We start from the raw sequence: 13,336 nt of genomic DNA on the forward strand, positions 1-13,336 counted from the left end.
TATGAGAAATCTTATTCTTTTATCCGTAAGTATCTGTTTATCAGCAAGTCTTTTTGCTCAAAATATAAAAATGAGTAAAGAGAATCTTGAAACCAATCAAGTGTATTTGTCTTTCGTAAAAATGGAAGGGGAAGAGGTTGTAAAAGTAGAAGCCGATACGGCAATCAAAGGAACTGACGAAGCAACTATTGTGAAGATAAAAGATTTTGACTTTAAAAATGGCACAATTGAAGTCAAAGTTTTGAGTCGATTAATGAAGAATGCTCCTGCATTTGCACGTGGTTTTATTGGGCTTGCTTTCAGAATTGGGGAGAAAAACGAAAAATTTGAAAGTATTTATATTCGCCCCACCAATGGCCGCACCGACGACCAAATTCGTAGAAACCACAGTATTCAATATTTTGCATTCCCCGATTTCCGTTTTGATAAATTACGCAAAACTGACCCCGAAAAATACGAATCTTATGCTGATATGGGGCTAAATGAATGGATAACCATGAGAATAGAAGTAGAAGGACAAAAAGCCAAGCTCTTTGTAAACAATGCTAAACAACCTTCTTTGATTGTGAATGATTTAAAACTGGGTGGAAATAGTTCAGGAAGTATTGGACTTTGGGTAGGCAATTGGACTGAGGGTTATTTTAAGGATTTGAAGATTATTAGAAAATAGATTGATAAATGATAAAAATAGCAGATATACCAAAAAAAGAAGTAATAAGAGGCTTTGATGCTCAATTTGTGCATACCGAACACACGACTCTTGGCTTTTGGGAAATTAAAGAAGGAGCAGTTTTGCCCATGCATAGCCATTTTCATGAACAAATTACCCAGGTTTTAGAAGGTAAGTTTGAATTGACTATTGGGGAGGAAACAAAAATTTGCAAAATTGGAGAATTAGCAGTCATACCTCCAAATGTAATTCATGGTGGACGGGCCTTAACCGATTGTAAGATTTTTGATATTTTCAGTCCTGTAAGAGAAGACTATAAAATTTAGTCTTAAAAAGTATTGAAGTCTTGTTGCCCCCAGTTGAATACTTTAAAGAGTACTAAACAATAAAGATGAAAAAAATTTGAGAACCTTTTCCAATGGACTAGCCCATCACCACCCATCAAACTTTATATCCTTCATACCGAAACCATGGCTTTGATTACTTTGCTTTCAGGGTCGAGCCAGTGATTGAATACCACTGGTAAGTCCTCAAAGTCAGCCCTATGGCTTATCCAGGGCTTGATATCTATCTTTCCGTTTTCCATCAGTTCAATGATGTTGGTAAAATCTTGTGGCAAGCTATTTCTAGACGCAAAAAGCGTAATTTCTCTACGATGAAAAAGCGGATCGTCAAAAATAACATCTCCAATAAACAAGCCTACAAATACCAGCTTTCCTCCAAATGCAACAAAGTTAAATGCATTTTTCATGGAGTTTGGACTTCCTGTTGCGTCGAAAACAACGGTAGGAAGAAGCCCCCTAAATTCCCCGGTGGGAGACCTTTCTAATTGTTTCCGCAGGCTTTCTACCGAGAAACCTTGTGAACCGTCGAGAAGGATATCGGCTTTTAATTGCACTTTGGCAAATTCCAATCGCTCGGCATTGATGTCCAAGACTGCCACCGTAGCTCCAGTAAGTTTAGCAAACTGAATAACTGACAAACCGATAGGGCCAGCACCAATAACTAGTACAATATCTTCGGAACTTACTCCAGCACGCTGAACAGCATGGGCCCCAATACTCAATGGCTCCACTACAGCCAATTGTTCAAAACTCAAACTTTTAGAAGCATGTAATTTCTGATAAGGCACCTTTAAATACTCGCACATGCCGCCATCGGTATGTACACCCAAAACCTGTAGATTCTCACAGCAATTGCCTTTGCCATTTTTGCAAGATTGGCAATTTCCGCAGTTCATGTATGGTTCCACAGTAACTTTATCTCCCACTTTTATTCGGTCATTTTCTTGTCCCACAGCTACAACCTCCGCACCCAACTCATGCCCAAGCACACGTGGATAACTAAAAAAAGGCTGTTTCCCTCTAAAAGCATGGTAATCTGTACCACAAATGCCTATGTTCTTTATTTTTATCAAAGCCTCATGAGGCTCTAAACTTGTTGGCTGGTCTTGTTGCTGAAACTTAAAAACTTGCGGTTCTTCTAATCTGAGGGTTTTCATATTTATAAATCGATTTCTTTTTCCTTTCAAAAACAAAGCTAATGTTAAAGGACGAAATAAAACAGCAGAGAGATATTTAAAGTGGAATTTTCTAAAGGTAATTTGTTTTAAAAGCGGCTTTTTCCATAGATTCACCACTAAATTATTTCTTTCTATTTAGCAGTGCTAAGTACTAAGACTTAATAGACAAGTAATTCGGTTTTCATATCAATAATACTATAAACAGATTTTTAGCGTCCAGTAAAAGAGAAATGGATAAGCGAACTTCCTTTCAAAGTTGCGAAGGTCGATTGTTGATGTATCGTAGTTACAAATCTTAGAAGAGAAGAAAATTGTTTCGAGGAATTGAAAAAAGTGTAAATTTGTATATAAAAAAAACAGAAATGGCATCATTACAACCTTCAACCAAACTCAATGCGGTTCAAATGCACTTGCTCAAAATGTTTTCTCGTCCTATGAGCGACCAAGATTTGACTGAAATAAAGGTTTTATTGTCTGACTACTACGCTAAAAAAGTAGATGAAGAGTCTGATAAAATCTGGGAAGAAAAGAACATGAACCAGCAAACCATTGAAGATCTTTTAAGCTCTCATTTACACACTCCTTACAAATGAGAGTTTTGATAGATACCAATATTTTATTGGCCATTGTACCTAAACGCTCTTCAGAAAGATGGCTGTATGAAATGTTACGAACAAGTGAATTAACTTTGATTTTATCAAACTAAATCATCAAGGAATATGAAGAGAAATTGGCGTGGTTTTATTCCACTTATTTTGCTGAAATTGTTTTAGACGAGTTACTGAATCTTCACCAAACCGAACAAGTAGAAGCCTTCTATAAATGGCAATTAATCGAAGAAGATAAAGACGATAACAAATTTGTGGATGCCGCAGTGGCTTCAAATGCCGACTATATTATTACGAATGATAAGCATTTCAAAGTTTTAAGAAATATTCCTTTCCCCAAAGTTCAGACTTTAAGCCTACAAGAATTCAAAGATTTATTGGTTTAAATTAATAATGAAAACTTCAACTAGAAGAATTTGCAAGAGCGGTTTATTTTCGGTCGCTTTTCGCAGTAGAAACCACCACCATATCCTTAAACATTTTCAAATTGGTAGCAGCAAACTTGACGGGTAAACCTTTGCTAGAGGAACTCCAAGAATCCCTGGAATTAACTTTTGTATAGACGCCATCCCATTGACCTGCAAACAATTTATCATCTTTTCTTACAACATTAAAAGTGTATAAATTATGAGGGAGTCCCGCTTGGCAGCTTTGCCAAGTTATGCCATCCAATGACGAAATCAACAAGGCATTGTAAGTCATGGCATAAAGGGTGGTCTCGTCAGAAGCAATATTATGAACAGAATGCTTGGGCAAAATCAAAGACCATTCCTTGGTGTTTTTATCAGATTTATATACTCCTTGGTTGGTTGCCAAGTATAAATCTCCCTTATACTCCGTCACCCCATTTACCTGTAAACCAACCTTCCCATAGACCAAATCCCACTTTTGCTGGGTATTATCATAGCTATACAATCCATCGTTGGTTGTCACATAAAGCACTTCGTTTATTTCCTCAAACCGTCTGATGGTATTATCGGTTATTCCCAAGTTTTTCAAATCCCAAGTTTTGCCCATGTCATCAGAATAATATACGCCGCCGAATTGGGTTCCGACAAAAATACCGTTTTTATAAAAAAACAAAGCACCTACATTGTCTTTAATCATCTGGTGGCTGGCTGGTAGTTTGTACCATTCATTTATTTTTTCATCAAATACATAAACGCCATATTCCTTAGTCGCTATTCCTAGCAAACTCTCCGAAACTGCAATGCCACCTAGCCCAATACTTACACTATCGGGTAAGCCTGCACTTGCATTTTCCCAATCTAAACCGTTGTTTTTAGAGAAATAAATCAATCTAGGATTTACAGACTCGGTCTTTACTGAAAAGCTTTTGATTTGTCCACAAGAACCAAATGCAATGCTTAATAACAACACCAGAACACTTTTAAACATTGTTATTTAGTTTTTTGATTATACAATAATAAATAATCATTATCGAACTACCTTTTGGTTTTTAGAATTAAAACCCAACTTCGCCCCTCTCAGTATCTTTGGCATTTTGCTATTAATTAATAATACAGACCAACAGGGATAAGCTCTAGCATTTAACTACTTTTCCCTTTATTTCCTCCAAAAATCAAAACCAAATTGATGATGCCGATAACAAAAAAACTCAAAATCAATGGAAAAACACTATCGGTCATAAAGAAACTAACCACAGATCCCAATGTAGAACCAATGAAAAAGAAAAATGTACCATAAACCGAAGAAGCAACTCCAGCTATGTCACCCATCGGTTCCAGAGCCAATGCACTGCTGTTGGGCTCTATGGCGATATTGATGGCCATCAGGAGAGCAATGCCCACAAAAAACACCAAAAGATGTGGTGGCTCCCCAAAGACAATTGTGATAATAAACAAAACGCTGGCCACGGTGGCATAGGCCACCAACAGCCATTTTATACTTCTCCTCGCTCCTATTCTAGTAGTGAAGTAGGAATTGAAAAATGTACACAGCGACATCAAGAGTCCTATGCCCGCAAAAACCCAAGCAAAGAGTTCAGGTTTGCCGTAGATCCCCCCTACTATATGCTCCGATGTAGCCACCCAAGTACTCAATGCTGAAAATAATAAAGTCGTAATGGTGGTATATCTCAGAAATGGGCGGTTGCTTAAAACCGATTTTAAAGAAAAGGCTACGCTAGACCAATTAAGAGCCGTTCGTTTTTCTACAGGATGGGTCTCTTCCATTCTAAACGACCAAATAAATATGGCTAAGCCGAAGATTACTGGCGTAAGAAATACCATTTGCCAAGACGAAACCGAAAGTATGGCCAAACCTAAGAAAGGTGCTATGACTGGCGTAAACAAGAAAATCGTAAAAATGAGCGACATCGTGCGGGCCATCTGGTCGCCTACAAAGCGGTCTCTTACCCCTGCAATGGTAGTCATAAATACGGCAGAGGCTCCTACTCCAGCAAAAAAACGTGCTGCAAGCATAATTTCAAAAGTCGGTGCAAAAGCAGCCACTAACCCACCAACTATATAAAGCGGAAAACCTATACGATAGATGGCCAAGCGGCCAAACCGATCCGACAATATTCCAAAAAATAGTTGGGCTATTTGACCCATAAAAAAGAAGACTATAACTTGGGCTGTGGCTGTGGATTCAGGCTTAAAACCGAAGTGTTGCCTTAAACTTGCAAATGCGGGCAGCATAATATCTATACCCAAGGCCGTCAACATCATGGTGCATGCGGATAGGGTAATAAACTCCCCCGACTTCATCTTTATATTCATTTATTTTTCGTGGTTCTTTCAGTTTATAATTGGGCAAAGCGAGTATTCAGATTTGCCACTTATATTTCATTTCACAATACTAAATTATTCTGAGCAACTATAGCTCCCGGTAAATTATCCTCATCTAGCATATCTCTCATGTCTATTTCTATCGTCCGACTTATCTGCGTAATGGGCACATCGTTGGCACTGCCTTCAAATGGATTGACGGCACTCTCGCCTATTTCCTCCAAAACATAAAACACCCAAGCCACTATGCCGCAAACAGGTATATTAAACCATATCGTGAAGTTTTCCAATACTGTACCCTCTCCTATTTTGTCAAATTCTTTGAGCAAACCAAACGGCAACAAAACTACAAACACAAACATCAGATAAGTAGCCACCGAGGCAAAATTTCTCGGATAAGGAAAGTTCTTGATTCTTTCCGCTCGGCCTTGATTGTCCGTAAATTTGGCTAGACAGTTTTGCAGTTGTGTCCATTCGTAATCATTTATGGTACCTTCTTTTTTAAGCTTTGCCAGTGTTTCTGACTGCAAAGCCGTTAGTTGTGTAGCTCTATTTTTTTTCAACAAAATATATTTTAGTTCTTCAGTGCTTAGGTAGTTTTTCAACTCCTCCTCTACATGGCTTTGCCATTCTGGCACCTGATAGTTATTGTTCTGAAACTCCACATTCGTTACTCTTTTCATATTTTCCCAGCTTCGAGGCTCTCTGAGCTGAAACCGAAGGGCCGTAAGCCAAGCAAAATGCCTATTAAATATGGTTTTGACCAAGTCAGACTCTTTGCCGCCCAGTGCATCTCTCAGCGTATAGCCAAAACTCCTGCTGTCGTTGATTATTCCACCATAAATCTGCCTTGCCTCCCAAATACGCCCATAACTGGCATTGTTTTTAAAACCCACAATGAACGACAATGCCGTACCAAGTGTGGCAATGGGCTGCCAAGGAATAGAAATAAATGTAAACCCCTGTGCATACAAAGTGGTAGGTACGATTGCCACCAATACCAACCAAAATGTTCCTCGGTAGGTCCACCTAAAAAACTCTAGAGGTCTATAGCGTTTTCCTGTATGCATCTATGATTTGTTATTTTGGGAGGTAAATTTACTAATCAATATCCCGACCAAGACCACCATATAAAACTGCCCGATGATACCAATCAAAGATATCAACAGCTTGGTATAGTGCATATTGGGCAATATATCACCAAAACCTATGCTGGTAATAGTTACTGTAGAGAGATACACGAAGTCGACATATACTGCGGTGGGATGACTCAAGTCCAGGCCTTTGTAGGCCAGCGGTTGAAAATAAAAAACAGTTTGCTGTACAAATGTGGCCATCTCTATGAGCAGAAAATACCCACACCCCGAGGCCATGATGGCGTCTTTGTTTACGTAGCTGGGTTTTATTAAAAACCTCAATACTTCATAAAAAACGTAGCCAAAAAACAAAGTGTACGATATACTCAGGAATATCAACACCTCTTTAGAAAACCCTATGAAATAAGAAAGCAAGGGTGTGCTGCAAATGGCAAATACCAACAGACGTAAAATCAAAAGCCGCTGCCGTTTTTGCTCCAAATAAACCCCGAAAGAAGTAACACCCAAAATGACCATATTTATAGGCCAAAAGATATTGCGATACACCTCCAAGCTGCTCAATACCATGGCCATAAAAAGATGTTGAAACAAGCCGAAGAGCAAAAGCTCAAATTTATAATCCTTAAAAAATTGCCTAACGGTCATAGGGTGTCATTCATTTTTAGTAGCTCGGCAATCTACAGAGCCATGCTATTTGTAAATATAAATAAAAACCGGCAGCCTCTCCAAAAAAAACATGAAACATCGGCCATCTATATCACTCTTTGCAGAAAGTTCGCCTTACCCCGCAAGTACAAGTACCTGATAAACAATAAACAGCGAAATATCACCAGATTATTTTCATACATCAACCGCAAAGTTAAAAACTCAACAGAAAATCTCCTTTCCGTTAGATTTTTGCTTTTCTATTACTTTAATTTTGGTAAAACTAATATTTCAGCCATGAAAAAAACATTTATCACCTTCATAATTAGTCTTCTGTTTATTCAAGCTTTTGCTCAAAACGCAAAAGTGATAGACTCACCGACTGGTACAGTAATAAGCAACGCCGGAGGAACTGACATTCCTTATTCCGCTTCTATTTTAGATATTAGGAGTTCAAACAAAGGCGTATTACTACCTCGCATGAGCACGGTCAGTAGAGATGCCATCGGCTCACCACAGGCGGGCTTACTTTTATTTAATTCTACCACCAATCAATTTGATTTTCATAATGGCACCTCCTGGCAACAATTATACTTAGGAAATCAATGGGGAATTAATGGCCCTACACTACATCATAACGGCTCTGTGGGTGTCGGGATTACCTCTATGCTCAATTCTAGTACATTTCTCACCGTAAGAGGAAACTTAGGAGGTACAAATTATGAGGGTATGTATATCGATGCCAGTTCTTCTACAGGAAAACCCTTTTATGGTTACGCTACGGGTGGTCTTTCGAAAGCATTTCATTACTTCGACGGAAGCAATAACAAATGGCATTTATATAACTCTGGAGATAGGTTAACAGTTACTTCAAATGGTGAAGTAGGCATAGGTATTGTAAGTCCCGGTTACAAACTTGAAGTAAACGGAGATGCACAAATCAATACAAATTTATGGGTAAATGGCACTTTCGATGTTGATGGCACGAGTGATTTTGCATCAAGTGTGAATATGCAGAATAACCTCACTATTGGTAATAACCTCACTGTCAGCAGCAACATTTTGGTGAATGGAAACAAAGGAATTGTTAGAAGTTCAAGTGGCACGCAACAGAAAGTTGTACGAACAACTGGTGGTTTTGGCGTAACCAACCTATCAGTAGGGGGTTTTGTAGATAGCGGTAACTTAAATTATGAAAACTTTGGAGGGATACCAACTGTCACCGTGGGACAAGTTAATAATGCCACAGCTACGGGTGAATGGTATAAGATATTAATTATTCCAATAAATGTTACAGCTACTGAATGTCAATTACGAATTGTTAATTTAGCAAGCGATACTGTTACATTTACTGGTACCTGGAATTTCTTGATTGTTGGACCTGAGTAACTGAAATTCCCAAAAAAAGACCTACTTTTAATTTAAAGACTCAGCCTTATATTTCGTAGCTTTCTTTGCGTAACTTCATGAAAGTTATTCCACGAAGTTTCCACAAAAAACACAAAGATAAATACGTCCCGCTTTGTGAAACTTCGTGCCTTCTTTGTGTGCCTTTGGGTTATAACTTTAACAGTAACACACTTAGAGACCCATCGGTCGCAATTTCATTAGATTACCATCTGAATTTCATTGTGCTCACAGTCCTGTCAACCAGTAACCAGTAACCCACTTCGGCTACGCTCAGTGTCCAGTCAACCAGTAACCAGTAACCAGTAACTCACTTCGGCTCCAATCCACCAGTAACCAGTCAACCAGTAACCACTAACCCACTTCGGCTCCAGTCAACCAATAACCAGTCAACCAATAACCAGTAACCCACTTCGGCTACCTCAGTGTCCAGTCAACCAGTAACCCACTTCGGCTCCAATCCACCAGTAACCAGTCAACCAATAACCAGTAACCCACTTCGGCTACGCTCAGTGTCCAATCCACCAGTAACCAGTCAACCAATAACCAGTAACCCACTTCGGCTCCACCAGTAACCAGTCAACCAATAACCAGTAACCCACTTCGGCTACGCTCAGTGTCCAGTCAACCAATAACTACCCCACATACTTCCTCCAATTGTGCATCTCCTTAAAACCCAAAACCTCCCTAATTTTTCGGTTAGAGAATAAAGCCTCGTGTTCGTCTAGTTCTCGGCTTAGGGCTACGTTCGGGAAAAACCTTTCCAACAACTCCTTATTGGTCAGTACAGCACCGTTGTGGTCATTGCCAGCATTGAAAACCTGATAGCCCAAGCCGTCTTTCTTTAGGCATAAATCCACAATCTGCCCCAAATCACGGGCATCGATATAACAAAACGCATTTCGGCGACGCACTTCGGGTTTTTTGAAATAATACGGAAACAGTTCAGCGTACTCGTGCGGCTCTATAACATTGCCGATACGCAGGGCATATATATCAAAGCCCGAGCGAAGTTGAAAACTCTGGGCCGTTTTTTCGTTTACTACTTTAGACAAGCCATAGCTGTCCATGGGGTCTACGTCATAATCTTCTTCTAGGGGCAATACTTTGGGGTCGGTAACTCCATCTGCAAAACAAATACCGTAGGTGGTCTCCGACGAAGCGATGATAATCTTCTTGATGCCGAGTTTTACAGCGGCCTCTATCACGTTGTACGTACCGATGGTATTTATCCTAAAAGTCTCGTTATCAGGCTTGATAAGGATACGTGGCACCGCAGCAAAATGCACCACGGCATCAAACTTGGGTATGCCTTGGCCTCCCTCCAACTCGTGCAGACCAGTGTACGAGCTCATGGCATTAAACATCTGCCCCGAGTCGGTGATATCGGCTATCAGATTATCTACACCTGGATAATGCAATGGCGTAAGATCGACATTGAGCACTTGGTGCCCTTGCTCCAACAAATACGGTATAACATGCTTTCCTGCCTTTCCCGAACCTCCTGTAAATAGTATTCGCATTTTTATAGGTTTGATTTTTTATCTGATTTCATTTTATATTACTGGAGTCCGACTAAAATTATTTTTAACCGAAAAACATATCCTCAATGACCATTTGTGAATGTTTTTATGCTCTATAAAAAAACACCCCAATTTAACCAATTTCGCCTTGCCGGCAGGGCCTTCATTTTTTTCTCGGACAACTGTAATTTTAAACTTAAGTTAGCTGTTGTTTTTCAAATTCATTCACCATCCATTATCTGTTTCTACGTACATGCATCAATACAGATTAATTTACCTTTAAAACTCAAGATAAGAATAGTTATCAGAGAAACTACCCTTATGACTTCTGCACAAAGATAGGTTGTGTCGAGTAAAAAGGAAACCCAACTTTTAGGAAATACTTCGGCTTCCAAGGTACTTGTCCTATTACTTTATTCTCTTAAATTTAATCAGGCTTTGTTTTCTAATATTTTTTATTTTAGATTTGAAATACAAAACCTTAATGCCATGAAAATAAAACTAATAATTACTCTTGGGCTTCTTATGGCCCAATGGTCGGCCAAGGCTCAGAGTATCACGCTCAATCCTTCAGATTCCAAAAACATTTTAACCATTGAAGCTTCCGGCCAAGCCCTAAAGCTGCCCGTGCTCAACGAGTCCCAAAGAAATCTTATAGCCGCACCCGTGATGGGCATGCAAGTATATTGTAGCAACTGCCTTGCTGGAACAGGTGCATATTCTTACAATGGTTATTCATGGGTACCCATGTTTGTGTTTGACTCCTCCGATTTGCCCAGCTATACGGTAGGGCAGTTGGCCCATGGTGGCAGAGTGATTTTTGTAGACGATACTGGCCGGCATGGATTAGTGGTGGCACCAGTAGACCAGACGATTGGCATAAAGTGGTTCAATGTCAACTTTCATATCACAGGTGCCACCAGAGTGGGCATTTATGGTGGCATTGAAAACACCACCGACATCGTTCGTATTGAAGGAAATGGCTCTTATGCCGCCAAAATTGCCCAGTCTTACACTGGTGGGGGCTTTGGCGACTGGTATCTGCCTTCACTAGAAGAGCTCAAGTTAATTTACAATCAAAAAAACACAATTGGTGGTTTTGCTGATGCCAACTATTGGACTTCAACAGAAATAGAAGGTTCACCAACAAACAACCCTTCCATTACGGCTTATGTAAAAGACTTTACGGCAGGAGCTGAGTCAGCACTTGGCAAACAATCGGACGCAAGAGTTAGAGCCATTAGAAAATTTTAAAAAACTATTACCATGAAAAAATATTTAGCAATTCTTCTCTTCATTTCATTTAATATATACGGACAAGCTAGCCGCACCTGGGTTTCTGGTGTCGGCGACGACGCCAATCCTTGTAGCCGAACTGCTCCCTGCAAGACCTTTGCTGGAGCTATCTCTAAGACAGCCCCAGCTGGAGAAATCTCTGTATTAGATCCCGGAGGATTTGGGGCAGTTACCATAACAAAGTCCATTACCATCAGTGGCGATGGCACATTGGCCGGAATTCTTGCCGCAGGCACCAATGGTGTAATCATAAATGTAGCTGCTACAGATAAAGTCGTTTTAAGAAATTTATCTATCGAAGGATTTAAAACTGGCCTCAATGGCATTCGTTTCTTAGCTGGAGGAGAACTTGTGGTGGAAAACTGTACCATCAACAACTTTAAAGAAAACGGCATATCTGCTGACATGACTACCGGAAATGCCAAAATATTGATCTCAAATACCTCGATTTTAGGTTTTTTATACCCCTCCTCCATAGGCCTCAAATTACTTCAGAATAACTCGACTGCAAACCTCAGAGTTTCGGTAGTTGGCTCCAGAATCCAATCGCTCGATTCTGCCATTGTGGCCCATGAAAACACAAATTTGTCCGTTATGAATTCTGTGGTGTCTTCAAACCTAACTGGCATTAAGGGTAAGGGTAGTGCCAAAGTATTATTGCAAAACTCTCAAATATTTAACAACGGCACTGCTTTGATTTCTCTAGGCAATTCAGAACTCAGCCTTTCTGGCTCAGCCATGACCAACAATACCATAGGAGCATCAGGTGACAAACTCATTCTTTCGTTTGGCAACAACACCATCCTAAACAACCCAACCTCCGCTCCTTTGGGTGTGATGCGGCTGGATTAGGTGGGAGGACTTTGAGAATAAAATTGACAACCAATTTCTTCATTTCGGTCTGAAGATAGATGGACGTTGCTTCTTAGTCTGAAGACTAAGAAGATCGGTTTAATATCAATTCAGAAACACAAACATTATTTAAAAACTAAAATAAGCTTAGTTGGTTTTCAATTTTGGGGTGAAAAGTACCAATTATCATAAAGGGATTCTTGCTTACATAATGATTCGTTTTAGTTGTTCCTAGAAACAAATACAAATCTTTGGTCTTTGCAAAGTCATCAAAGTACTTCTTCTTTACATCTGCTATAGCCTTACTTTCAATACCTTCATGCCTCGCCAAACAATTCCAATATAATTGTCCAATTTCCCAATCTTCTATCATCATCTTACTCTTCCTGCCCTTAACATCTATCAAAACATAAGAGAATTTATAAGGTAGTTTTCTTACAACTTTAAATGGGTCTTCGGGCTGTTTAAACAAACCTAACTGCATTCTTTCAGCTTCAATGGACGCAAGTTTTCCTTTGTCCCATTCTCTTTCAACCTCTTCAATAGTAAAATCAAGAATTTCTTTTGGTTTAAAAACGGCCAAAGAAGTACAAATAGTTTTGTCATGGGCTTCTTCAATTAACAAGCTTAAATCATCATAGATTTTTCCAAGGACAAACTCTTTTCTGGCTGCCCAGTTATGAACTGGCTCTAAATGTCCAACAATATTTATTGGACTCTCATGACTATTGGGTCTGTAGCTTTCTGGTCTAAAATCGCTCCTATTATTAACCAAGTCAAGTTCAATCCAGTCATATTTACTGTATTGTTGGTCATAATCCTTTTTTCTAAATTGAACAGGATAGATCCTAACCATCCTTCCATCTTCAAGGAATCCTGCTGTGCAAACTAATTCGTCGTATTTAGATGAGAGCGAGGGATATGTTTTAACAGTTATGAGGACTTTAGTTTTTGCCATTTAAA

14 protein-coding genes are annotated in these 13,336 nt (G+C 39.4%); 7 read left to right on the forward strand and 7 right to left on the reverse strand.

Translation table 11 applies throughout. The annotated features are described in order from the left end of the window. Window position 1 precedes the first annotated feature (1 nt). Both EGI26_RS18765 and EGI26_RS18770 read left to right on the forward strand, forming a co-directional pair. Complete coding sequence (locus EGI26_RS18765; protein WP_255080603.1) at window positions 2–670, forward strand: DUF1080 domain-containing protein; 669 nt, start codon at window positions 2–4, stop codon at window positions 668–670. Between the two features lie 8 nt (window positions 671–678). Then, window positions 679–996 (forward strand): cupin domain-containing protein, encoded by a 318-nt coding sequence (locus EGI26_RS18770; RefSeq protein WP_255080604.1) that lies wholly within the window; start codon window positions 679–681, stop codon window positions 994–996. Between the two features lie 131 nt (window positions 997–1,127). On the opposite strand, the gene EGI26_RS18775 is transcribed toward EGI26_RS18770, so the two are convergent. Next, window positions 1,128–2,171, reverse strand: a complete 1,044-nt coding sequence (locus EGI26_RS18775; RefSeq protein ID WP_255080605.1) for a zinc-binding alcohol dehydrogenase family protein — start codon at window positions 2,169–2,171, stop codon at window positions 1,128–1,130. A 383-nt stretch (window positions 2,172–2,554) separates the two neighbouring features. Between EGI26_RS18775 and EGI26_RS18780 the strand changes: the two genes are divergently transcribed. After that, window positions 2,555–2,785, forward strand: a complete 231-nt coding sequence (locus tag EGI26_RS18780; protein ID WP_255080606.1) for a hypothetical protein — start codon at window positions 2,555–2,557, stop codon at window positions 2,783–2,785. Between the two features lie 116 nt (window positions 2,786–2,901). Next, the gene (locus EGI26_RS18785; RefSeq protein WP_255080629.1) at window positions 2,902–3,186 is read left to right on the forward strand and encodes a putative toxin-antitoxin system toxin component, PIN family; all 285 of its coding nucleotides are present in this window, start codon (window positions 2,902–2,904) and stop codon (window positions 3,184–3,186) included. A gap of 43 nt (window positions 3,187–3,229) precedes the next feature. Here the strand turns inward: EGI26_RS18785 and EGI26_RS18790 are convergent, their stop codons facing one another. From EGI26_RS18790 to EGI26_RS18805, 4 genes are all read right to left on the reverse strand, one after another. After that, complete coding sequence (locus EGI26_RS18790) at window positions 3,230–4,198, reverse strand: hypothetical protein (RefSeq protein WP_255080607.1); 969 nt, start codon at window positions 4,196–4,198, stop codon at window positions 3,230–3,232. 152 nt (window positions 4,199–4,350) lie between these two features. After that, window positions 4,351–5,544 carry an MFS transporter gene (locus EGI26_RS18795; RefSeq protein WP_255080608.1) on the reverse strand — a complete coding sequence of 398 codons (1,194 nt, stop codon included), beginning with the start codon at window positions 5,542–5,544 and terminating at the stop codon, window positions 4,351–4,353. 71 nt (window positions 5,545–5,615) lie between these two features. Further along, the gene (locus EGI26_RS18800; protein ID WP_255080609.1) at window positions 5,616–6,623 is read right to left on the reverse strand and encodes a bestrophin family protein; all 1,008 of its coding nucleotides are present in this window, start codon (window positions 6,621–6,623) and stop codon (window positions 5,616–5,618) included. Further along, window positions 6,624–7,295, reverse strand: coding sequence for an ion channel (locus EGI26_RS18805; protein WP_255080610.1), 672 nt, complete (start codon window positions 7,293–7,295; stop codon window positions 6,624–6,626). It abuts the gene before it with no gap. A 297-nt stretch (window positions 7,296–7,592) separates the two neighbouring features. Here EGI26_RS18805 and EGI26_RS18810 point away from each other — a divergent pair, with 297 nt between their 5' ends. After that, window positions 7,593–8,684: a hypothetical protein gene (locus EGI26_RS18810; RefSeq protein ID WP_255080611.1), complete on the forward strand. Its 1,092-nt coding sequence runs from the start codon at window positions 7,593–7,595 to the stop codon at window positions 8,682–8,684. A gap of 653 nt (window positions 8,685–9,337) precedes the next feature. On the opposite strand, the gene EGI26_RS18815 is transcribed toward EGI26_RS18810, so the two are convergent. Then, window positions 9,338–10,225: an NAD(P)-dependent oxidoreductase gene (locus EGI26_RS18815; protein ID WP_255080612.1), complete on the reverse strand. Its 888-nt coding sequence runs from the start codon at window positions 10,223–10,225 to the stop codon at window positions 9,338–9,340. A 489-nt stretch (window positions 10,226–10,714) separates the two neighbouring features. Between EGI26_RS18815 and EGI26_RS18820 the strand changes: the two genes are divergently transcribed. Next, the gene (locus tag EGI26_RS18820) at window positions 10,715–11,479 is read left to right on the forward strand and encodes a DUF1566 domain-containing protein (protein WP_255080613.1); all 765 of its coding nucleotides are present in this window, start codon (window positions 10,715–10,717) and stop codon (window positions 11,477–11,479) included. Between the two features lie 12 nt (window positions 11,480–11,491). After that, window positions 11,492–12,373 (forward strand): hypothetical protein, encoded by an 882-nt coding sequence (locus EGI26_RS18825; protein WP_255080614.1) that lies wholly within the window; start codon window positions 11,492–11,494, stop codon window positions 12,371–12,373. Between the two features lie 136 nt (window positions 12,374–12,509). On the opposite strand, the gene EGI26_RS18830 is transcribed toward EGI26_RS18825, so the two are convergent. Further along, window positions 12,510–13,331 carry a hypothetical protein gene (locus tag EGI26_RS18830; RefSeq protein ID WP_255080615.1) on the reverse strand — a complete coding sequence of 274 codons (822 nt, stop codon included), beginning with the start codon at window positions 13,329–13,331 and terminating at the stop codon, window positions 12,510–12,512. Between the last annotated feature and the right edge of the window lie 5 nt (window positions 13,332–13,336).

The organism is Lacihabitans sp. CCS-44, from assembly GCF_024343735.1.
In the GTDB taxonomy this organism is placed as follows: Bacteria; Bacteroidota; Bacteroidia; order Cytophagales; family Spirosomataceae; genus Leadbetterella.

Excerpts from the sequence above, each read along its gene's own strand:
- EGI26_RS18765 (WP_255080603.1), top strand. The coding sequence starts at position 2 with ATGAGAAATCTTATTCTTTTATCCGTAAGTATCTGTTTATCAGCAAGT.
- EGI26_RS18770 (WP_255080604.1), top strand. The coding sequence starts at position 679 with ATGATAAAAATAGCAGATATACCAAAAAAAGAAGTAATAAGAGGCTTT.
- EGI26_RS18775 (WP_255080605.1), bottom strand. The coding sequence starts at position 2,171 with ATGAAAACCCTCAGATTAGAAGAACCGCAAGTTTTTAAGTTTCAGCAA.
- EGI26_RS18780 (WP_255080606.1), top strand. The coding sequence starts at position 2,555 with ATGGCATCATTACAACCTTCAACCAAACTCAATGCGGTTCAAATGCAC.
- EGI26_RS18790 (WP_255080607.1), bottom strand. The coding sequence starts at position 4,198 with ATGTTTAAAAGTGTTCTGGTGTTGTTATTAAGCATTGCATTTGGTTCT.
- EGI26_RS18795 (WP_255080608.1), bottom strand. The coding sequence starts at position 5,544 with ATGAATATAAAGATGAAGTCGGGGGAGTTTATTACCCTATCCGCATGC.
- EGI26_RS18800 (WP_255080609.1), bottom strand. The coding sequence starts at position 6,623 with ATGCATACAGGAAAACGCTATAGACCTCTAGAGTTTTTTAGGTGGACC.
- EGI26_RS18805 (WP_255080610.1), bottom strand. The coding sequence starts at position 7,295 with ATGACCGTTAGGCAATTTTTTAAGGATTATAAATTTGAGCTTTTGCTC.
- EGI26_RS18810 (WP_255080611.1), top strand. The coding sequence starts at position 7,593 with ATGAAAAAAACATTTATCACCTTCATAATTAGTCTTCTGTTTATTCAA.
- EGI26_RS18815 (WP_255080612.1), bottom strand. The coding sequence starts at position 10,225 with ATGCGAATACTATTTACAGGAGGTTCGGGAAAGGCAGGAAAGCATGTT.
- EGI26_RS18820 (WP_255080613.1), top strand. The coding sequence starts at position 10,715 with ATGAAAATAAAACTAATAATTACTCTTGGGCTTCTTATGGCCCAATGG.
- EGI26_RS18825 (WP_255080614.1), top strand. The coding sequence starts at position 11,492 with ATGAAAAAATATTTAGCAATTCTTCTCTTCATTTCATTTAATATATAC.
- EGI26_RS18830 (WP_255080615.1), bottom strand. The coding sequence starts at position 13,331 with ATGGCAAAAACTAAAGTCCTCATAACTGTTAAAACATATCCCTCGCTC.